General features: G+C 62.5%; 21 protein-coding genes. 10 read left to right on the forward strand and 11 right to left on the reverse strand.

The features are described 5' to 3' along the window. Together E3O18_RS09250 and E3O18_RS09255 are read right to left on the reverse strand one after the other, a co-directional pair. A partial coding sequence (locus tag E3O18_RS09250; RefSeq protein WP_174722114.1) for a transposase occupies positions 1–601 on the reverse strand: 601 nt, incomplete at its 3' end. A 65-nt stretch (positions 602–666) separates the two neighbouring features. Further along, positions 667–1,200, reverse strand: a complete 534-nt coding sequence (locus E3O18_RS09255; protein ID WP_134417957.1) for a hypothetical protein — start codon at positions 1,198–1,200, stop codon at positions 667–669. 332 nt (positions 1,201–1,532) lie between these two features. Here E3O18_RS09255 and E3O18_RS09260 point away from each other — a divergent pair, with 332 nt between their 5' ends. The 4 genes from E3O18_RS09260 (at position 1,533) to E3O18_RS09275 (ending at position 5,096) form a co-directional block, all read left to right on the forward strand. After that, positions 1,533–1,790: a hypothetical protein gene (locus E3O18_RS09260; RefSeq protein WP_134417958.1), complete on the forward strand. Its 258-nt coding sequence runs from the start codon at positions 1,533–1,535 to the stop codon at positions 1,788–1,790. 251 nt (positions 1,791–2,041) lie between these two features. Further along, entirely contained in the window at positions 2,042–2,611 is a 570-nt protein-coding gene (locus tag E3O18_RS09265) for a hypothetical protein (RefSeq protein ID WP_134417959.1), read from the forward strand. Continuing rightward, entirely contained in the window at positions 2,608–4,569 is a 1,962-nt protein-coding gene (locus tag E3O18_RS09270; protein WP_134417960.1) for a hypothetical protein, read from the forward strand. The genes E3O18_RS09265 and E3O18_RS09270 overlap by 4 nt, the downstream gene beginning before the upstream one ends. A gap of 167 nt (positions 4,570–4,736) precedes the next feature. Further along, complete coding sequence (locus E3O18_RS09275) at positions 4,737–5,096, forward strand: hypothetical protein (protein WP_134417962.1); 360 nt, start codon at positions 4,737–4,739, stop codon at positions 5,094–5,096. A 304-nt stretch (positions 5,097–5,400) separates the two neighbouring features. Here the strand turns inward: E3O18_RS09275 and E3O18_RS09280 are convergent, their stop codons facing one another. The 3 genes from E3O18_RS09280 to E3O18_RS09290 all read right to left on the reverse strand — a co-directional run bounded on the left by E3O18_RS09280 (position 5,401) and on the right by E3O18_RS09290 (position 7,753). Continuing rightward, positions 5,401–5,820: a hypothetical protein gene (locus tag E3O18_RS09280; RefSeq protein ID WP_134417963.1), complete on the reverse strand. Its 420-nt coding sequence runs from the start codon at positions 5,818–5,820 to the stop codon at positions 5,401–5,403. 399 nt (positions 5,821–6,219) lie between these two features. Then, positions 6,220–7,221 carry a hypothetical protein gene (locus tag E3O18_RS09285; protein ID WP_134417964.1) on the reverse strand — a complete coding sequence of 334 codons (1,002 nt, stop codon included), beginning with the start codon at positions 7,219–7,221 and terminating at the stop codon, positions 6,220–6,222. 277 nt (positions 7,222–7,498) lie between these two features. Then, on the reverse strand, positions 7,499–7,753 hold the full coding sequence (locus E3O18_RS09290; protein ID WP_134417965.1) for a hypothetical protein: 255 nt from the start codon (positions 7,751–7,753) through the stop codon (positions 7,499–7,501). Positions 7,754–7,905: 152 nt separating this feature from the next. Between E3O18_RS09290 and E3O18_RS09295 the strand changes: the two genes are divergently transcribed. After that, positions 7,906–8,373, forward strand: a complete 468-nt coding sequence (locus E3O18_RS09295) for a hypothetical protein (protein ID WP_134417966.1) — start codon at positions 7,906–7,908, stop codon at positions 8,371–8,373. An 82-nt stretch (positions 8,374–8,455) separates the two neighbouring features. Here E3O18_RS09295 and E3O18_RS09300 read toward each other — a convergent pair whose 3' ends face one another. Further along, positions 8,456–8,812 (reverse strand): hypothetical protein, encoded by a 357-nt coding sequence (locus E3O18_RS09300; protein ID WP_134417967.1) that lies wholly within the window; start codon positions 8,810–8,812, stop codon positions 8,456–8,458. Between the two features lie 955 nt (positions 8,813–9,767). Continuing rightward, the gene (locus E3O18_RS09305) at positions 9,768–10,505 is read right to left on the reverse strand and encodes a tyrosine-protein phosphatase (RefSeq protein WP_134417969.1); all 738 of its coding nucleotides are present in this window, start codon (positions 10,503–10,505) and stop codon (positions 9,768–9,770) included. A 91-nt stretch (positions 10,506–10,596) separates the two neighbouring features. Here E3O18_RS09305 and E3O18_RS09310 point away from each other — a divergent pair, with 91 nt between their 5' ends. Both E3O18_RS09310 and E3O18_RS09315 read left to right on the forward strand, forming a co-directional pair. After that, positions 10,597–11,184, forward strand: coding sequence for a helix-turn-helix domain-containing protein (locus E3O18_RS09310; protein WP_134417970.1), 588 nt, complete (start codon positions 10,597–10,599; stop codon positions 11,182–11,184). A 12-nt stretch (positions 11,185–11,196) separates the two neighbouring features. Then, on the forward strand, positions 11,197–12,480 hold the full coding sequence (locus E3O18_RS09315; protein ID WP_198410912.1) for an MFS transporter: 1,284 nt from the start codon (positions 11,197–11,199) through the stop codon (positions 12,478–12,480). Between the two features lie 109 nt (positions 12,481–12,589). On the opposite strand, the gene E3O18_RS09320 is transcribed toward E3O18_RS09315, so the two are convergent. After that, positions 12,590–13,525: a phosphotransferase gene (locus E3O18_RS09320; protein WP_134417971.1), complete on the reverse strand. Its 936-nt coding sequence runs from the start codon at positions 13,523–13,525 to the stop codon at positions 12,590–12,592. Positions 13,526–13,673: 148 nt separating this feature from the next. Between E3O18_RS09320 and E3O18_RS09325 the strand changes: the two genes are divergently transcribed. Together E3O18_RS09325 and E3O18_RS09330 are read left to right on the forward strand one after the other, a co-directional pair. Continuing rightward, complete coding sequence (locus tag E3O18_RS09325; RefSeq protein WP_206750812.1) at positions 13,674–14,588, forward strand: hypothetical protein; 915 nt, start codon at positions 13,674–13,676, stop codon at positions 14,586–14,588. Next, entirely contained in the window at positions 14,588–15,010 is a 423-nt protein-coding gene (locus E3O18_RS09330; protein ID WP_134417973.1) for a GntR family transcriptional regulator, read from the forward strand. Before E3O18_RS09325 ends, E3O18_RS09330 begins: the two co-directional genes overlap by 1 nt. 890 nt (positions 15,011–15,900) lie before the next feature. On the opposite strand, the gene E3O18_RS09335 is transcribed toward E3O18_RS09330, so the two are convergent. Then, on the reverse strand, positions 15,901–16,254 hold the full coding sequence (locus E3O18_RS09335) for a hypothetical protein (RefSeq protein WP_134417974.1): 354 nt from the start codon (positions 16,252–16,254) through the stop codon (positions 15,901–15,903). 398 nt (positions 16,255–16,652) lie between these two features. On the opposite strand from E3O18_RS09335, the gene E3O18_RS09340 reads away from it, so the two are divergent. Continuing rightward, a complete protein-coding gene (locus tag E3O18_RS09340) occupies positions 16,653–17,090 on the forward strand; it encodes a hypothetical protein (RefSeq protein ID WP_134395053.1) in 438 nt (145 codons plus the stop codon). 35 nt (positions 17,091–17,125) lie between these two features. On the opposite strand, the gene E3O18_RS16350 is transcribed toward E3O18_RS09340, so the two are convergent. Both E3O18_RS16350 and E3O18_RS09350 read right to left on the reverse strand, forming a co-directional pair. After that, positions 17,126–18,322: a GAF domain-containing protein gene (locus E3O18_RS16350; RefSeq protein WP_198410913.1), complete on the reverse strand. Its 1,197-nt coding sequence runs from the start codon at positions 18,320–18,322 to the stop codon at positions 17,126–17,128. 123 nt (positions 18,323–18,445) lie between these two features. Next, positions 18,446–19,780, reverse strand: a complete 1,335-nt coding sequence (locus E3O18_RS09350) for a DUF445 domain-containing protein (RefSeq protein ID WP_241976629.1) — start codon at positions 19,778–19,780, stop codon at positions 18,446–18,448. Between the last annotated feature and the right edge of the window lie 33 nt (positions 19,781–19,813).

Below are 19,813 nucleotides of genomic sequence, written 5' to 3' on the forward strand. Positions count from 1 at the left end.
CGAAACCGAGTACTTCACGGCGTCCGTCGGCCGCGACGCCGATCGCGACGACGATGGCCTGGGACACGATCCGGTGCCCGACGCGCGCTTTGCAGTAGGTCGCGTCAAGGAACACGTAGGGGAAGTCCTGCACGGAGAGGGTGCGGTCGCGGAACTCGGCCACCTCAGCGTCCAGGCCCGCGCAGATCCGGGACACCTCCGACTTCGAGATCCCCGTGTCCGCTCCGAGCGCTTTGACGAGGTCGTCGACCTTCCGGGTCGATACACCGTGGACGTAGGCCTCCATCACGACCGCGAACAACGCCTGGTCGACCCGGCGGCGCCGCTCCAACAGCGCCGGGAAGAACGACCCGGCGCGCAGCTTCGGGATCTTCAGGTCGAGGTCCCCGGCCGTCGTCGTCAACGTCCGCGGCCGGGTGCCGTTGCGGTGGGTGGTGCGGTCGCCCGAGCGCTCGAACGGGGCGGCACGGATGAACGCGGTCGCCTCCGCATCGATCAGTTCTTGATACAGGGTTTCGGTCGCGACGCGGATGCGGTCGGTGACATCGGTGAGTTTGAGTTCTCCCAGCAGGTCGAGCAGGGCAGACTGGTCTAGAGCCATCGTGTGGTGTCCTTTGTGAGTTCNGTTCTTTGATCGGTACTCACTGACCATCCCACGGTGGCTCTTCACGTTGACGAAGCAACACTCAAGAGCGGGAAACCACACCACTCACAGGGACGTAACCCCACGAACTCGGCGCGGGTGCTTTGGTAAAGCGTCACCCCAGCAATAAACGGCGTCCGACGCAGGGTTCCGACGTCATCGACGAGGAACCCGGCGACTTCGGACTCCTCCGCCAGCACACTCATGGGCAGCTCTTCGGGGGCATCGACCAACCATTCGTCGCAGAGCTGTGCTGCACGTGTAACTGCCCGTCGCGTTTGCTTGTACTGGAAATTGGTGCTGGCAGGGCGGAATTCCCACGAACTCGCTGACGGCCACCGCCAATCTTCCTTGGCGGCCATGCCCTGCCAGGCGATGGATGTTGCCTCGGTGACCAGCGTCACTTCGAGGGCGCCACGCCTTCCGTCTGGCCATTCCAGTAGGTAGTCCACAGCGGATTGGCGGCCGTCTATGTCGTAAGGAATGGCTTCCGCGCCGGTTTCGTGGGCGACCAAGTGCGCCGCAATTTGCTCAGCTCTGTCCGCGAACCCTGTCATGAGTTCGACTATGCCGTGGCGCATCTCTTCGACGGGGTGATTGGGTCACAGGTGCGGTGCGTTCGGGCGAGACTTCATCAGGGCCTACCAGCCATAGCGAACCTTGTGCGGGCGTTTGTTGTTAAGTGGCCTGCGAGCTTGGCAGTCTTGCCGAGTGCTATTCAGATGGATCGGAGCCGGAGCCTTGGGTTGGGTATGCAGGGGCGCGGCAATAGGCTGTGGCTAACCGAGGGGGACATCGGGGAATCGCTTTGGGTCCTCCGCTCGCATCCCACCTGTTCAAAACAGCAACGTGATGTGGCCGGGACGGAGCTCAAGAAAGGATCCTCGCAGTGGAGATTGTGACCGCATTCGCTGGGGCCGTGCTCTCACTGGTCGTCTTTGGAATCACGCTCTTTGCGGTGATCCTGGCAACCAAGCTATTCAGATATTGGCGACTGACTCGCTCTGCAGAGCGGGCACGGAGAAGGCAAGAGGTTTCCGATGCCCGCATTCGCGAATCGCTTCGGGTGGCTGGATTCAAGGAGTCGGAAATCGAAGATGCTCTCCGCGACTCCGGGAGCGTCGGGCCACCGACAGCTCAGGAGTGAGACGCTGCCGGGAACCTTTAACGGGATCCTCGAGAAGATCAAGCAGCAGCATGCTCCATCGATTGCGCTTCCACAGGAGTAAGCAGACGACGGCTGCGATGACCAGCTCCGCCGCTGTAATAGGGAATGACCAGGCTCAGAGCCCACCTCCTTAGGTTGGCGGTGGCGTGCACGATCACTCCCAGACTGTCGGTCGGCACAGACATCATCACCAATCACAGACGAGGGCTGAAGTCCCCTAGGTTGTCATTGTGAACTGTATCGATTTGCCCAGGTCAACCTCGTGTTATCTCGACGGGATCTATCAGAAGATGACCGAACCGGACTACCTTTCATACGCATCAATAGTTGTCTCTGCTCTGCTTGCGCTGGCGGCGTTGTTGGCAGCGATCTCGGCAAACAACCTCGCTCGGAAGAGCGTGAACTTAACGAAGGGTGCCAACGAGCTCGCAAATCAAGCTGTTGAGCTCACTCGGCGCGCTGAACGGCGCCGTTTTGGCGAGGCAGTGACGGCCTATTACAACAGTCGTCGGAAGGATCTATGGAGCGGCAAGAATCACAACATGCCGCACTACACGCACGAGGTGCAAGGTGTAGCGAACGAGGTGCAGGAACCGAATGCGGAGAAGCTCCTCGACTGGCTGACCACAACGATTGATACCGTCATCGACCCAGCGAACCCCAATTTTGCTCGACAAGCTGAGGCGCATCGCATGCGGATGACAGTGCCGATTGAAATTGGCAAGTGGATTCACGACCCCACAAGCTATACGCCAACACCGTTCGTGCGGGATGCCGCCCTGAACGGGACAGTCCAGTGAAAGAGGAAGACGACGAGCCGCGTCGGGTTCGCTTCTATGGAGTGCATGACCTGGCAGCTGGCTGGTACTCTCCGCGGGTCGCCGAGATCGCCGTCGAGTTCGATCCGGAGAATCCGCCAACGAACATCGTGGACGTTCTCGAGCTTCACAACGTTCAGCAATACCTCGAGCATGGATCTATCCCGAGCACCCACACAGATGAAGAACGCCATCGGCTTGTGGCGCTGGTGCCGCAGATTCGCAGTGCGGTTGCTCGATTCTTCACCGGCATCGACAGCTCGAACTTCGCCGCCATCGTGGCCGAGGTCGATTATGAGTATCACAGAGATCTCCTTGACCTTCTTGGTCGTAACAAGGTCTTCGCACGCTGTAAGAGTGAGATCGCCCTTCAGTCGCTGAAGGCGGCAGGTGTGCATCTCGGAGAGCTGCTCGCGAGTAGGAGCCTCGTTCAGGCGTATGACACCGAACTGCGGGATGAATTGCTCGTCTCGCCTCGCGGTGCTGAGTACCTCGTTCGCAAATACCTAGAGAAGGACGCGCGAGGGGAGGTACACCTTCCGCGTAGCTTCACGTCGATGGACGCCCGCATTCTGCTTGCGCGCTACATCGATGCCGATGAAGCGAACCTGAACTACGTGCGGTTGATAGCGACTGCACGAGATAATGCTCAGGCGGGGATCGACGCCAAGCTGCGGTTGCGGGCAAAGCGGCGTAGCGAGGTGCTGAACGCTGAGATCTTTGCCCGGAACGAAGGGTACAAGACCGGTTCGGAGGTGAGCATCTCCGATGTCCAGGATGAGCCAATCGTCCTCGAGGTGGACACCTCGGATGGATCGGTCTGGCGGTACACATACGGCGGGCGCTGGCTCGAGGACACTATCGATAATCCGAGCATCCTCAACAACTTTCAGCACCTGTTTGAGTTCGGTGATCGCCAAGTGCTCCTGACGCTTCCGTCCTACCCTGCGGGCTTAGGCGTGATGGAACGGACGGTGGGCCTCACCGGGAATGCCGAGTACAAGGTTGGCAGCGCTTTTCGAACTGTCAACTCGAGGTCGATGGTTCAGACGCTCATGTATCGTCAGTTTCTTGAATCGCACGATATTGACCTTGAACAGGTCATTTCATGGTTTTGCGGAACTTACCTCCTCGAAGAGTTCGGAATCTCGGAGTTCTCGTTCATTCCGTCGGCCGGCGGCTCCTCGTACCTCCAGAAGGTCCGGCATCTCTTCGCTGAGATGGAAAGCCTCGCCAACCAATTCGGCCTGTTCGTCGAGAACGGTGAGCTTGATCGCGATCTGCTCACTATCGGGGCGGACCAGATTCGATACAAGGAGATACCCAGCCTCCTCAAGGGCAAGTATGTCTACCCGTCCGAAGGCTCAGAGATCGCCAGCATCCTCAATCTTCTGTTTTCCGACCAATCGACGCTGACCTACATTGACGAAACTTTGCGGGCCGATAATGCGGCCAGACTCCTTCTTGAGAACCAACTCACCTATACAGACTTTCACCACTACCAGAAGGCAAGTGTCGACCATCTGAACAAACTAGGAGTTCTCCAGGACACAGGCGCGCGAGTTCAGTTCGTGAGCGGGGAGCAGCTGCTGATTCTCGCGGCGTTGTTCAATACGCAAGCCGCGAACTACTACCACCTCTCGGAGGCGGGACGCGCCGAAGCAGATTCTATGGCCGAGAAGGGTTGGGTGGTGCGCCGATCTTCTCTCTTGACGGTGGCCGAGGGCGACTACTTCAACTACTTTCTCAACATGGTGGGGTTCAGCAACGGGCCGAACTTGCGCAATAGGTACCTGCATGGGGTACAAGCCGGGGGCGAGAACGACGATGCGCATTTCAAGGCCTACGTCGTCGCCCTCCGTCTGACCGTCGCGTTCGTGATCAAGATGAACGATGATCTCTGTCTCTCAGAAGCTGAGAGTTCGGACTCCGAGGGCTGAGCCATGCGCTGGATGGCCGCCGAGTGGCGGACGGGTCTCGTGGCGGTCCCTGTCCACTCCCTTCGACCGTGCAGATAGCTGTCCAAACCGGGAACCCTCAACGACCGATTCGGTCTCGTTGGTCCAAATCGCCGGAGAACGTGGCGTGTTGCCTCTACTCTTACCGCATGTCGATACAGCCGCGCGAAGCAAAGCCTGGCCTTCGGTTCATGCAGGCACATTTCAGCTGGCGGAGTCTGCACCTCCTGTGGACGGTGCCCCTAGCCTTCGTGCCCGCATTATTGCCGGTTCTGGCGGTGAGCCTCGAGCGATGCTGGTTTGCCGGGTGCCCTGTTGAACCCGGCGGGTTCGCCGCACCGAACGCGTCGTCTGCCGTGTACGTGGCGCTGGGGGCGGGGATTCTCATGTTCGCTGCTTTGGCGCTCACGCCGTGGCTTCGACCGATCTGGCTGCGACTGAGCGCAGCTCTTGGCCTCTCCGCTCTCCTGGCCGTTTTCTGGACCTGGTTGATCCTCTTCAGTCATTGACTCGGTCTCACGGAGTCAGCCGGCGTGGTGGTGCGGGTGTCGACTTCTGGCTCGTAGTTGCCTGTTGAGCCTGTCAGTGTCGTAAGGGCTCGACAGGATGAGGGCACCCATCCCGTCCACAATCAGCTGCACGCTGGCACTCGTTGTGGACGACGGTCCGGGCGCGGTGCCCTGTTGGCGATCCAGCTCCAAGCTGCGGTCCGAACCACCGACCGGAGGAGAGGTTGGGTTGAGTTCGATGATGATGATGATCGTTTTGCGAGGTGAGGGCGGGCGTAGACCGGCTGCGGCTCCAAGCCGCGTGTCAGGTTGCGCTACGAGCCCTGATCGTAACCTCCGTGGTTCCCGACCATCCACGGACCTCGATCCGGGCTCCACGCCGTGACCATGACCCAGGGGAGTCTTCGGAAAACCCGGCCTCTGTGAGGTTGCGCTCAACGTTCGTGGCCGCGTTCACGCCGGACAGCAGCACGGACATGGTGGGGTCCTCACAGTTGCTAAGACCACCGTCGTCGAAAGTCTTCATCGATTCCACGGTCCCTGCCTCAGCCACCTGGATTTCCTCAGCAATTTCTGTCACGGCGTCGAAACATCCCTCGGTCGTGCCATACACGCCGAGGTAGAACAAGTAGCCGCTGGCAGTGATCGCCGTGACCAGCACGACCACGTAGATGACGACAGTCGCCCATATCGGGAAACGCCTGCGGGCGGACGAATCGGTCACGGTTTGGTGGCCTTTCCTGGTCGGGGCGGCTGGAGAGCTAGGGGAAGCAGAGCTTTCTTGATTTGAGTCTCAAGGTATACGCGGGTGCAGACGCTGACGCTCCTTTGTGCGAGAGAGTCGGTGCAGTTCCCTGTGGCGACTGCGAACCCCGTGCGTATCTCATCAAGGTTCTGGCAGGCCTCGGCCGACTGCAATCGGCGCCTCAGGGACGCGAGAGGCCGCCATTGACGCTCATCTTGGCAATCCAGTGGAGAGACTCGCTGGTTAAGTTGGATGCCGGGGAGGAACCCTCTCCGGGACGCCGATTCGTGCTTACGCAGGCGATGCGACCAGCCTTGAGTCGTTTCGTGCCGATTGCGGGATCCGGAGCCGTCACTGACTGTGAAGGGAGGCTGTCGGTCAGGCGATGTTCGTATAGCGGGAACAAGCATTGAGGATCTTGTTGGCATCCTGGGTTGCGGCTCGATTCATTCCGCGTGGGCCGAACATTGTGAACGGTAGATCTATGGCGCGCCCATCGACGGTCTGAAAAAAGTGGAGGGCTTGAACCGTCACGCTGAACGTGACGCTGAAATTTCCGGTCTCGACCGCAAGCCGGCCGGGATGGACATACTCGATGTCGTTCCAGGGCAGTGCGTAGCGGGGGAACTCAGTTCGTCCGCGGCCCCACAGCTCGATTCCCTTCGGTCCGAGAGTGACAGCGAAGTGTTGAGGCAGCCGGGGGCGGTCGGCCCCGATGGCCTTCAGTGCGTCGATGATTTCCGGGGTGCGCTGCGTCAGGAAGACAAAGGCGTCTGGTCGAACCAAATTGGCTGCCCGCAACTTGGAGCGCTGAGATATGGCAGTGCTCACGACGATCAGGGTGACGAGCATTCCAAACCCCGCGAGCCCGATGCGGCCTTCCTGTTGGAACGTCAAACCATTGGCGCTTTGGCCCTTTGAACTGGCGAATAGGACGCTGAGGGTTACGGCGATGAGCCCGATGATGAAGATCGCGAGGCCCCAGATGGCAATTTTCTTTTGCAAGGAGGGAGGATCATCCACGAATCGCACGACCCGGTCGAGCGATGAGGCGTTGGCTACCGCTCGGGAACTCCTTCCCACGGTGGCAACGTGATGCTTGGGTGTCGTGGTTACCACCGAGCCGGCTCTGCGAAGGACGATGCCGGTAACCGGGTCCAGTTGATTGAGATCCTGACGGCCACTCGCCGTGGTTGTGTAGCCGGCGGCTGCCTCAAGAAGCCTGCGACGACCGCGGGCAATGTTGACACCAATGAGGATCAGGATAGAGATTCCGAGGCCGGTCGCAATGATCACCAGGCCCATTTCGCTCACGCTGGCCTCATCCTGGATGGCTTGCGTGACGAAGAAGACAGTCGCGCCAAAGATGATGCTCGTCACGCGAGCTACTACCCGAATGATGCGTGACAGTCGGTGCTCCGAGACTCCCGGGACGAGTTCGTACCTGTCTAGGTCCCAGGGAGTGTCGATCATGTGCCGAGCCTACCCATCGTGTGGTGCGAGTGGTTCGCGACAACGAGGGTCGGAAATTTGGCCATGTTTGCGGCTGGTACTCCGGTCGCACCAATAAGGCCGCACCGTCGAGCATGAACGGGACCGCTCCCGACTCCTTCTCTTTACGGGTGCCAGGTGGGAACCGTGAGCGAAGAGCGCGTGTCTAAAACTCGTAGCCGTGGGTCAGACGCCAGACAAGAATGGTGAATGCGAAGACCCCAAAGAGTACATAGCCGACGCCCGCGATACGAAAGTTTCCAGTCTTGTAAACAGTGTTCCGCATCTTCTCTGGATACATGGTCATCGTGTCGCCCAGAAGTTTGAAGAACTTCGCGAGAGGTTCAGGCCAAAGCAGGATGGCAACGCCCGAGGGGATCGCAATGATGCCCATTACAAGCATTGCGATGTTGGCGGCCATGTGGTGATCCTAGCGACGCTCACAATCTCCAACGCCCAATCGGCCCGTAAGCCGGAGGTGCAGCGGGCGGCGCCGCTCTGCCCCACCTACGCGGTGACAACTGCGCATCCTGCGCGCTACGCTTCAGGCGGCCGAGTGCATTGGGGGATGGTGTGAAGGTTCTGGGTGCCGTCGCGGCCGGGCTGATGGCCTTGGGTGTCGCCGCGCTTCTCGTGGTGTTCGCCCTGGAAAAACGGGTCACCGAAGTCCTCGTGGAGCAGGCCGCGCAGCTGGGTGTCCCCGCCGACTGGGAGCAGGTGAACGACATGGTTCGCCGCGAACAGTTCCTGTGTATGAGCACGAACCCGTGCCCGAGCATCTCTCGGCGGTGGGTGACTGACACCGCAGTTAGCGTCCACGACTTGGAACGCATGGCGACGGGCGTGGGCCTCAGATTCTCGGTGGAGGGCACCTGCCAGCGGCCGCCGACGGCGTTCTCCGAAACGGGGGTCTGCACCTTGTACGGCGTCCGCGGTGAGTACCACTACCAGGTCTGGGTGAGTGACCGACCGCACGAGCCCCAGCAGGTGTCGCTGGAAGTGCGTCCGAACCGCCCCGGCCTCACTCAACCTCAGGGGTGAGTGCGTACACCTTGTCCCGGATGGTGGCGACTTCGGTGCGGAGCTGGTGCAGCTCGTAGGCCCTGTTGCCGAAGCTCGAACGCTAACCGAGTGCGAAGCCGGAACGGGTGAGAGTCCATAGAGGCGCGACGACGGCAGCCACGACAAGCACGATCAAAAGGACCCGTAATGCTTTTTCGCGGCGTCTGGGTTGAAGTACCGCGCCGGTGACCAGCAGCGCCACAAACAGGGCAACGAGGAGGGCGCTGCCAAGAAGTGCGGGACCCGAGCGTGCATCAGGAGCGCAGCTTGCCGGAGCGGGGTAAATCGCGGGGCAAATAGTGGGTAGCGATTGGGCTACCCAGATCAACAGAATAGAGACGACGGCGATCACGGCAGCCGGCAGCGTCCAGCGCCACAAAGCTCGCGCCATAGCCGGTTCATCCGGTTTGCTCTTCATGGGCTCAGAGTAACGGGGAATTACGCTGGCCCGTGGTTCGTGAAAGCTGGACAAAAATTTGCCCGCAAGAGGGACGCTTACCGCAGTACCGGCAGCTGAGAGCTGGAGGTGTCGCCGGCCGTGAGATTTATCGTGATGAACGTCGTCAAATTCTCGGTTGATGGCACGTCGAACTCGAATGTCGTTGGGGCAGAATCTGCCGTGCAGGGGCCTTCGGTATCGACCGAAAACCCGAACGTCATAGTCTCTAGATCCGCTGAGTCCGCGTGGGGCGGACAGCTTGAGCTGCTCAACAGGACAATCGCCAGCCGCCCATCGACGACTGTTGCGTAGCCCGCAGATGGGTCGACCAGACCACTCGGCCGAGGTGTTGGCTCGCCAGGGTACGCGGTCATTGCGACGCCCGCCGGAATATCCGTCGACGGCTCAGTCGTGCACCCACACATGCCGACTGCTACGGCAATCGAGATCACGATCAGCCCTCGTCGTTTCTGACTCATGGTCACAATGTACGGGCGAAGAATGCCCCCTCGCGGAAACGAGAGGCGATCGTTACAGGGGCTTGACCGTGCTTCGAGTCTTCTAAGTTGGCGCGCATTAGTTCACTACGTGGGTGTGACCTCGACGGATATTTCCGCCATGGTCACACCTCACCGACATAATTCGCCCGGGATCCGACTAGGGGACGTAGTTGAGCCCGTGGCCGTTTGCCATCAGTTCTGTCACCGGCGCGTAGAGAACCGTCGCGCTGCAAACACGTCCGCCGCCTCCCGGCTCACCTTTGCAGTTCGTGCTGCAGTTGGAAACACCACTGATGATCCCAGCGGCATAGATTCCGTGCGACGTCACGTAGACCGGACGTCCACGGCAGCAGATACGACGCCAAATCGCCGAGTACGGAGTCTTTGGGGGAGTGGCATTTGGGAACCCTCAGTGCGTCATTTTGTGTACCCGGTTACACGTTGCTTCGCCAACTCGTGACCGCAGCCCTGTTGGCTTCGTTGAGCTCCGGGGATGCGAGGAGCGTGACGAGGTCGAGGCCGAGGAGTGCTGAGCGGAATGCGCCCTCTGTTGTCGTGCCGTAGGTCTGACACAACGCCTCGATCTCGGGTTCGGCGTTGTTCCGATTCGATGTTGCCGCTCGAAGATCGGCAAGTCTGACTGTTTCGAGATAATCGTCGACGATTGCCTCTGGTTTCGTATCAATGGCAGCGAGAAGGAGCATCGCGATGAGTCCGGTTCTATCTCTTCCGCCCATGCAGTGAAAGAGCACTCCGCCTTCTGGCGCGCTGGCCAAGGCAGACAGGACGGCGACGCTACGCTCGGGCATCGCCTGGAGGTGCGGCAAGAAGTACAGGGCCGTTCCGCTGAGCCCGTTGCTCCAGAAGTCCTTCCAGAAGTCGGCATCATCGAGGCCGTCCAGATCGACTGTGACAGTGGTCAGCCACTCGGGCCGCGGCTGGGTGTCCTGCGCCCGTTCTCCTGCCTGGCGGAGGTCGACGATGGTGCGGATGCCGGATTCACGCATCTGGTCCCATCCCGCCGGGGTAACCCAGTCAACATTCTCGGAACGGAAGAAAACGCCCCTGGGAGTCCGTGTTCCGTTTTGCCGTGGGAGGCCACCGAGATCGCGTGCGTTCACCAAACCTTCGACCCGAAGAGCCCGGCCCTCATGTTCCGCCCCGTTGACCATGGGCTCAGCTTAGGAGCGAGAGACAGATCGAGTAACAGTTATTGCACAACAATCATTGCGCAATAACTGTTGTTCTTATAGTGTCATCGGTATGACCCCCCGCGACGCCTCACGCACCACGCTCAACTCTGCCGCCTCCATGCGGGTCCTCGCGCATCCGACCCGGCTGCGTCTACTCGGCCTGCTGCGCGAACGCGGCCCGCTGACCGCAGCCCAACTCGGCGACGTCGTCGATGAGGCTCCCGGTACCATCAGCTACCATCTCGGCAAGCTTGCTTCCATCGCCCTGATCGAGCCGGCCGAGGCTCAGAGCACCGACCACCGCGAACGCTGGTGGAAAGCCACGACCCTGCTGACCAGCTGGGAGCCCGCCGATCTGCTCGACGACCCCGACAAACTCGCGGCGTCATCCGTTCTGCAGAAGTCGATTGCCCAGGCATACGCCGCCCGGTTCACCGACTACATCGACGCGACACCTGCCCTGCCCCGTGAGTGGGTCGCGGCAGGCGCGAGCGGGGACCGCAGCCTGCTTCTTACTGTCGAGGAATTGGGCACTATGCGGGCCGAGCTCGAAGCCCTGGTCAACCGGTGGGTCGACGCGAGCGCCGCTCACGACCCGGCCACGGCCGATGGCGCCGAGCCCGTGGTGCTCGTCTACCAGGCCTATCGCCGTCCCTGAGTCAGACCGCCGATGAGAAAGAACATGAAGGAGACGCTGCCTCGGGACCGCCGCGCAACCGGCGCACTCTCGGCCCTGCTGGCTGCCCACGCGATCTCGCAAACAGGCAACGTGATCACAGCGTTCGCCATCCCCTTCTACGTCCTCGGCCTCGGCGGGTCGGGCGTCGAGGTGGGAATAGCGGCATTCTTCGCCACCGCCCCGGTTGTGGTCGGCGGGGCGCTCGGCGGGGTCGTCGTGGACAGGGTGGGTCACCGCAGAGCGGCGATCGTTGCGGACCTCGTGAGTGGTGCCACCGTGCTGGCCATGCCGGTACTGGCGCTGACCGTCGGGCTGCCATTCTGGGCCCTTCTTATCCTGGTATTCGCGGGTGGTCTGCTCGACACCCCCGGGCAGACTGCGCGGCGCGTCATGCTGCCCGGGTTGACCGTAAGGGCCGGCGTGCGGATCGAGCAGAGTGTCGGGCTGTTGGATGGTTCTGAGCGCTTCGCCAAGCTGATCGGTGCCTCGATCGCCGGTCTGCTCGTCGCGTTCCTGGGGCCGATCGCAGCCCTATTCGTCAACGCGGCCACGTTCGCGGTCTCTGCACTGATGACGTGGGCGTTTGTGGCAGCCGCGCCTGCCGCCGTCAGGCTGAGCGGCGACAGCGTTGACGCTCCCCGTTCCTCCTATTGGGCCGACCTGGCCGAAGGCTTCCGCTTCGTCATCCATGACCCGTTGATGCGGTTGGTCGTCGGCCTCGTACTGGTCACGAATCTGCTCGACGCCGCGCGCGGCTCGACCCTGATGCCCCTCTATGCGAACGATCGGCTGGGAGGCGCGGCCGCTCTCGGACTGCTTGTCGCCGTCATGGGCGGATGCGCCCTAGTGGGCAACGTGGCCTTCGGCTTCGTCGCTCACCGCGTGCCCCGCCGCGTGACCCTGGCGGTTTGCTTCGCCCTGGCTGGCGGCCCGTCGAGCGCTGCCTTCGCCATCGGTGCGCCGCTACCCGTGCTGGTCGTGATGACCGCGCTCTCGGGCCTGGCGGCTGGGGCGATCAACCCGATACTCGGAACGGTGGAGCTCGAACGCGTTCCCGAACACATGCGCGGCCGGGTGTTCGGCCTGATCAACGCCGGTGCGTGGGCGGGTGTGCCGTTCGGCGCCCTGCTCGGCGGCATCGCCGCCGACACGATCGGCCTGTCGCTCACCTTCGGAATCATCGCGATCGTCTACACGCTCATCACGCTGAGCCCACTGTCCGGAGGAGCCTGGCGGGAAATGGAGCGGCGTCCGGTCGTGGTGGCCGCGAACTGAATGGCCCGACCGCTCGCCCGTCCACGCTGGCAACCTGAGCCCCGATAGTTCGGCGCGTCCACCAACCGGAAGCGGAACCTACTGCGGGCCGAGCTCCGTGCGGCGGTGCTTATTCAGTCAGTAGCCGTTCCAAGGTTTGTAACGCTTGGCTAAAGAACACCGGATTGGTGTGTTCGTAGTAATGCAGGCCGCCAATCGCCATCTCGAAAGCCCAACCGCGTCCGCGCTCCTGGGCCGCAACGTCGAGCCCCATTGCGGTGATGAATGTACTGCGTGCCGGTTCCTCGAAGAGAACCCACGCAGGTTGGAGATCAGCAGCCGGATCGCCAACTGCCGGCGTTCCAACATCCACCATGCCCGTGAGCACTCCGTCGTTCATGAGGAAATTACCAGGCATCGGGTCGCCATGGATGCGCAGCGGAGGGTCGATATGTGGTCGGGCTGAAAGCGCCCGCTCCCACACGGCCGTCGCCCTAACCCGATCGATGAGATGGGCTGATCGGTCAATCGACTCCCGCACCCAGGTCGTGTCGGCGAGCGGGCTTCCTCCTCGACCAACGCCATTCCATGGCAGACCGACCGACGGCAACGACTGAATCGATCCGATCACGGTTGCGAGGTCAGTCGCGAGACGAACATCCCGAGACACTGTTAATCGGTCGAGTGATCTTCCAGGCAACCATGTCCATAGGGACCAGACACCCGCGTACCCTTCAAACGGTTCACCCACACCAATCGGCTGTGGCACCGCGATGTCGAGAATGTCGGTGAGAATGATCGCGTGCTCCTGTTCACTGCGAACACTCTCTCGTGCGACATCCGAATCGGTCGGCACGAGCGGCAGTCGGGCGACGACGTGCTCACCGACACGAAACGGCGCGACAACGGTGCCGGCTGACTCGACATGCTCCACGGGCAACCCAGCGAAATCGCTAAACTGCGCCGTGATCGCCGCGGCCACTTCGTCCGCAGCAAGCTCCACTTGACCCTCATGCATCACATAGTCCATCCTCACGCACGCGACGTCGCTGAGAGGAACCTTCACTGCTGATTGACCTTATGTCGCGCTTCCCCCAAAACGGTCTGGAGACGCGGGCCTCACCGACCGATTGTGTCTTGCCTATTGTATTTCTCGCGTGAGACAATGAGGCATACACAAAGGAGCGTGCATCGTGGAACTACTTAGTGACCTCATGGCAAACCTGAGCCAATCGACGTGGCTGGTGTCCGGCGGCCTCATCGTTCTTTCGATTGCCGGCCTTGCGTGCGCGAGACTGGATGGTCCCCGAAAACTGGTGGTTGGGCGACTCGTTTCCTCGATCGGCCTTCCCGTTGACGAAAGAGCCGACCATGCGGTTAACGCCGCGCAAGGTCGACGTGCCGTCGGCGTCGCGATAGGTGGCGTCGTCGGCACGGTCTTGGCAACCTGGTTTGTGTGGTTCGTGGGCGCTGATCGCGGCGGGCCGGCACCTCTCTTCCTGATCGGGGCGTACGTCGTCGCGGCCTCACTCGGTCGAGCGGTGGCGTCGATTTCGGGAGAAGCGAAGAAACTGGGTGGGCCCGACTATGTTGCCCACGTCCGGTTCAGGAATCTCGGCGATTACATCCCTGGTTGGGAAAGAGTTGCCGCCCGCACAATGGTGGGATTGTCCATCGTCACCCTCAGCTTTGAAATGGCGCTGCCATGGATCGCGACAGACGTTTTAGGGCAAGTCTTTCCCGAGAGGTTCAGCGTGGCAGCGACGGCAACTTTTCTCGCCGTTGTGGCGCTGATCGGATTCGAGGTCGGGGGCAGACTGATTTTGCGAGTTCGTCAGAGACAAGGATCAGAATTGAGTTTGGCGTGGGATGACCTGCTGCGTTCGTTCGCGGTCCGCGACCTGGCCACCACTGCGTTTCTATTGGGAACGTTTGGAGTTTTCTTCGCTGTTCAGGAGGTTCTGATGGCCATGAACCCCATGAACCCGCCGTTCATTGCGTCTGCTGCGGGCTTCAATTTGGTGGGCACATTCGTGGTCATCGTCGCCGCGTTGGAGTCTCTGCTGCCACGATCTCGGCAGCACATCCTCCGTCGCCGGTACCCTGACCTGGTCAGCGTCGGTGCCTAATGATTCTCCGAATTGATGCAGCGTCTCCGACTCCGCCGTTCGAGCAACTACGGCTACAGATACTCTCCATGATAAATATTGGTGTTCTCGTCCCCGGAACGCGTCTACCCACCGTTCGGGCCCTTGCTGCGGACCTTCGGCTGGCACCGAACACAGTCGCCCGGGCATACAAAGAACTTGAAGAAGCCGAATTGCTGCAGACCAGGGGCCGAGCTGGCACCTTTGTCAGAGCTGGTACAGACACGGCGGCCCATCATGCGGTCCAAGCCGCGCGCGACTACGCGGACCTGATGCGGAAGCTGGGGGTTACAGGCCAAGAAGCCATTTCCTACATCACCGCCGCCGTCCAGAACTCCGGCCTGAGCGAGACAATAGACTCCCGGCCGACTCCCGTACGCAATGAGGCCACCCCCGAAATCTAACAATCTCCCGGCAAGTCCCGATCCGTTGTGTCCGCAAGCCGGACGTCATGCGGGAACGGACTGCTGAATGCTGGTCTGCGCGGACCGCCGGAGCTGACCCTGTCGTGTTTGACCTGTCCGTAGAGATGTCTCCCTCAGGTGCGTCAACTGCGACGGGCTGAGGACCGCATTCGCGTCACGTCTGCTCAAGACAGCGGCATGACTCTCAACGAGCCCGAACTGAACTGTCACGCGACATCAGACAACCGACTCAACTTCATCGGCTTGAGCGGGCTTTGCGGCACCCTGATATCCACAGCGCTGGGAGGACTTCCAACCGGCGGCGGCAGCCTCGCAAAGGTTTGGCGAGTTCTCGGACGCAACCACTATGCCGGCCCGTCACTTGGCTAAGACGCTCGGGAGCAACGCCATCCATGGTGCGACGAGTGCAGCGCCCATCGTGAAGCTCTCGTCACTGCTCCCCGGGGCCACCGTTACGGATGCCACCGAGATTGCACATGCCCTCGCCGAACGCTTCGAGCTCCTGGACCTGTCGCGCTTCGAGGCCCTGGGGGAAGCCGGGGCTTCAGCTCCTTCGCTCGTGCGCCTCATCGCGATCCAAGGCCAAGGCCTGTCGTTCACAGACCTCCGAGCGATCTTGCGGGCCATGCTTGGCGACTACGCCAGAGTCTCAGGAGGTGGCAGCGGCACCGTGCGCTTCGACGATGACCAGAATCACCGGGTAATCCTCGAGCGCCTCGACGGGGTGACCCACACCGGGGCCAAAGAGAAGCACACCAAGAGTTATGGCACGAAGCTCGAGGCGAACCTTAAGCAGCCCACACCTGGACGTCACCAGGCAGCGCGACCGGAGCGCACTCACAAGTCGCCCTCTACGGCGGATGCCGCACTCAGGTCAGTGATTCGATGGTCCGTCGGCCGACGTCAGCAACAACATTGGACGTCGCTTTGTCCGCCCCTGGTTCGCCCGCGTCTGGGGCGCCCCGTTCCAACGCCAGTGAGAAATCCAGCACACGGTTTCGTATGATTTCTGTGACCGCTCGGAGCTTCTGTACAGGAACTTCTAGCCATGCCGCTTCGATAATCATTGAGGGGATCTCGACGATCTGGAATTCACCGTGGGCCATCCGGACGTTCAATGCTTCGATGAGCTCCGAATCCCACGGTATTTGGATCTGCTTGTCACCCAGAGCGATGCACGATTCGATCCCGAGGATGTCAGCCGAATGGGGCTTAGCAACCAACTCGAGGGACGGGCTTCAAACGGGCACACTCGAATGACCAGCAGTGACGATGGTGCCCATATTTTGCCCACACTTGCCCACACTATTGCGTGATTTCCTGTTATTGCCGGTTACTCTAAACCGTTGAATTCACGGGCGATTACGGGAAAACTCGGGCTATGGCTGAACCCTGCCAAAGACTTTTAATCCTTGGGTCGTCGGTTCGAGCCCGACGGGGCCCACCCTCAGGATCAGCGTCGGTGCAAACCCGGGTCTCGGCGTGTCGCCCGGGCCCGGCGTCGACTCCGGACTCCCGGCGAGCACCCAGCGATGATTCGGGCGGCGTTCGGGTAGCTCCTCCATACTTCTCTGACATGGTGCCGGCATGCCCGATGCCGACGACCTGAGAAGGAGGCCCCGTGGGCAGAGTGAATGAAGAAGTTGAAATCGAGACCGGGATCATCACCCGTTACCGGCGTCACCCCAACGGACGCGGACTGGTGTCCCCCAGCGCGCGCGTGCATCCCGAGGCGTTCGTGTCCCGAACCGCCTACGTGGAGAGCGGTGCGCGGGTTGGGGCGGAGGCGTGGATCGGCCCCGGCAGTTGGATCGACCTGGGCGCGGTCATCGGTTCTCACGTGTTCATCGGCCAGAATGTGCACGTCGGCGCGGACGTCGTCGTCGGCAGCGCCGCGCGGCTGGGCAGCTATGTGCGGATCGGTCGCGGGGCACGGCTCAGCCCCGGAGCGGTCGTCGAACGCGATCTGCGGGTCCCGGACAAAGCCGTAATCGGCGCGGCCCCGCGCACGCGCCTGTCGCCCGGATCGGCACCCGCCGGTGTCGCCCACGCCGCCTAGGGGCGCGTTCACGAGCGTGTTTACGGGCGCGTTCGCTACTCGGCGGTGAAGGGGCTTGCGAGTTCTCGCTGCACCATCAGCGCCAACTCCCGCAACAGCACGAGGTCGACGGTTCCTGCCGCCCTCGGCTCCGAGTCGAACACGCAGAGGGCCCCGATGAGCTCCCCCGACGGCGACTCGATCGGGAATCCGGCGTAGAACCTGATCTGCGGCTCACCCACCACGAGTGGATTGCCTCGGAAGCGCTCGTCGAGGAGGGCATCCGGGATCACCATCGCCGCGGTGCCCTGGATGGTGGTCGCGCAGAACGAATTGGACCGCGGTGACTCGGCATCGGCCACGCAGATGCGGGCCTTATGCCACTGGCGATCGCCATCGATCACCGTGAGCGCCGCGGACTGGGTGCCGAACAGGGTGCGCGCCAGTGCCGCGATGCGGTCGAAGCGCTCCTCCGGTGGGGTGTCGACGATCCCGAGCTGGTCGACCGCGAGCTGGCGCCGCGCCTCCTTCGCCCTCGCCTGGTCGTCGGAGGGCACCGGTTCGGCGTCAGGGGTCGGGACCCGGTCGGCGCCGAGGAGCGGCGCCATCCGGGAGGCGAGAACGTCGGCCCAGTGCGCATACGTCTCCGTGGACCGGTACCGGCCCGGCGGCGGCGTCGGCGCCGCACTGGACGGCACGAACAGGACCTCGTCGCCGCAATCGGCAACGAGCCGTACCGTCACCCGGTTCAGGAGGCGGCCGTGGTGCTCTGCCAGATTTCCCAGCCTGGAATCGAACACAGGGATCGACCGGATGGGCTGGATTCCCGCCACGATGATGCGGGTGCTGCGGGACGATGACGCCGTGAGGAACCGGAGCAGATTCGCCAGATCGCGCCGCCAGGCCCGGAGGGAAACCAGGTTCACGGCCTCGTTCACGCCCAGGACCAGCACGATCGCGTCGAACCGGGTGAGCCGCACCCCGGTCAGCTCGAGGAGGGCCGTGGCGACGGTCATGCGGGGATTGACGATGAGGTCGACGTCGACCCCGCGGCCGATCTGCGCGGACAGGGCGCGGGCGAGCGAGCCGGGTAGTGCCAGGTTGTGGCTCATGACCCCGCGGCCGACCGCCAGCCCCGAGCCGAGGATGAGGATCCGGTCGGGATCAATGCCCGCGGAGTGCGCTTGCGGAGCATCCGTGGGCATGGGGACATTGCCGAAGCCGCGCTCGGACGCGGCGGCCCAGGTGCGCATGGCGGGAGCCAGCGCCCATCGTATGAGTTCCCGCACAGATGCCCCTTTGTTGCTAAGACACAAGGGTGTATCCAAGACCGGATTCCAAGTATCCCCCATTCGGGGCGGGAGTACAGGGCCGCGTTACACCAGTGCCACAACGGCCTGGGCGAGCGCGAAAATGACCAGGCCGGCGAGCGCGCCCACCACGGTGCCGTTGATGCGGATGAACTGGAGGTCCTTTCCGATCTGCAGTTCGATCTTCTCGGCCGTCTCGGCCGCGTCCCACCGCGCGACGGTTTCCGTGATCACCTCGGCGATCTCGTGCCGGTACCGGCGCACGATGTAGCTTGCACTGTCGGCCAGCCACCGGTCGATGCGGGCGCCGAGGGCCGGGTCGGTGGACAGCCTCCCGCCGACCTCCATGACGGTCGAGCGGATGCCCGTGCGCAACCCGCTCGAGGGGTCGTTCAGAGCCGCCGTCAGGGAGACCTTCGCGGCCTCCCAGGTTTTGCTCGCGAAATCGCGCAGCCGGGCGCTGTCGAGCAGGTCGAGCTTGAGCGCCTCCACCCGCTCGATCATCGCCGGCTCGTGCTGCAGGTCGTCGGTCACCTCGACGAGGTAACGATCGATGGCCTGGCGGAGCGGATGCGCGGCATCCGCACGCACGGTGGCCACGAAGGCGAGCACCTCCCGGTGCGCCTTGTCGTCGACCAGCTTGTCGACGAAACCGGGGAGCCAGGTCGGCAGACGCTGGGACACGGCCCGCCCGAAGGCCTCCGGATGCTCCAACAGCCAGCCCTCGGCCCGTTCCAGCAGCAGGTCGACGGCGGCGTGCTGCTGCCCCGATTCGACCAGCCGCGCCCCCACGTGCCCGATTGTCGGACCCCATTCCGGCTTCAGCAGGTTCTCGCGGGCCACGGTTTCGATCAGCTCCTGGATCGCGTCGTCGCTGAGCAGGTTGAGCAGGCCGGCGCCCGCCACCGCGACCTCGTCGGTGAGCCGACGCGAGTTCTCCTCCTGGGAGAGCCACGCGCCGAGCCGACGGGACGCACCCAGCGACTCGAGCTTGCCACGGATGACCGCCTCGGACAGGAAATTCGTCTCGACGAATTCACCCAGGCTGGCACCGATCTCGTCCTTGCGGCTAGCGATGATGTTCGTGTGCGGAATGCGCAGGCCGAGCGGGTACCGGAACAGGGCCGTCACGGCGAACCAGTCCGCTATGGCGCCGACCATGCCACCCTCGGCCGCGGCGCGCACGTACTGCAGCCACGGGTAGCTCTCCTGCAGCGCGAACGAGGTGGCGAACACCACCGCCATCAGGACGAGCAGGCCGATGGCGAGCCGCTTCATGCGGATCAGGGCCGTCAGGCGTACGGCGTCCGGCAGGCTCAGCGGCGGCCGGGCGGCGCCTGCCACCCGTGCTGCACGGGGACCGGTCTCGGTCTGGTTGTTCTGCACCATCTTCTCGGCCATCCTCCCAGACTGCCGGATCGCGGCCGGGGAGGG

The sequence above is a fragment of the Cryobacterium sp. TMT2-42-4 genome, assembly GCF_004402645.1.
GTDB lineage: Bacteria > Actinomycetota > Actinomycetes > Actinomycetales > Microbacteriaceae > Cryobacterium > Cryobacterium sandaracinum.

Excerpts from the sequence above, each read along its gene's own strand:
- E3O18_RS09275 (WP_134417962.1), top strand. The coding sequence starts at position 4,737 with ATGTCGATACAGCCGCGCGAAGCAAAGCCTGGCCTTCGGTTCATGCAG.
- E3O18_RS09325 (WP_206750812.1), top strand. The coding sequence starts at position 13,674 with ATGGCAAACCTGAGCCAATCGACGTGGCTGGTGTCCGGCGGCCTCATC.
- E3O18_RS09300 (WP_134417967.1), bottom strand. The coding sequence starts at position 8,812 with ATGAAGAGCAAACCGGATGAACCGGCTATGGCGCGAGCTTTGTGGCGC.
- E3O18_RS09330 (WP_134417973.1), top strand. The coding sequence starts at position 14,588 with ATGATTCTCCGAATTGATGCAGCGTCTCCGACTCCGCCGTTCGAGCAA.
- E3O18_RS09255 (WP_134417957.1), bottom strand. The coding sequence starts at position 1,200 with ATGACAGGGTTCGCGGACAGAGCTGAGCAAATTGCGGCGCACTTGGTC.
- E3O18_RS09315 (WP_198410912.1), top strand. The coding sequence starts at position 11,197 with ATGAGAAAGAACATGAAGGAGACGCTGCCTCGGGACCGCCGCGCAACC.
- E3O18_RS16350 (WP_198410913.1), bottom strand. The coding sequence starts at position 18,322 with ATGCGCACCTGGGCCGCCGCGTCCGAGCGCGGCTTCGGCAATGTCCCC.
- E3O18_RS09290 (WP_134417965.1), bottom strand. The coding sequence starts at position 7,753 with ATGGCCGCCAACATCGCAATGCTTGTAATGGGCATCATTGCGATCCCC.
- E3O18_RS09310 (WP_134417970.1), top strand. The coding sequence starts at position 10,597 with ATGACCCCCCGCGACGCCTCACGCACCACGCTCAACTCTGCCGCCTCC.
- E3O18_RS09350 (WP_241976629.1), bottom strand. The coding sequence starts at position 19,780 with ATGGCCGAGAAGATGGTGCAGAACAACCAGACCGAGACCGGTCCCCGT.
- E3O18_RS09305 (WP_134417969.1), bottom strand. The coding sequence starts at position 10,505 with ATGGTCAACGGGGCGGAACATGAGGGCCGGGCTCTTCGGGTCGAAGGT.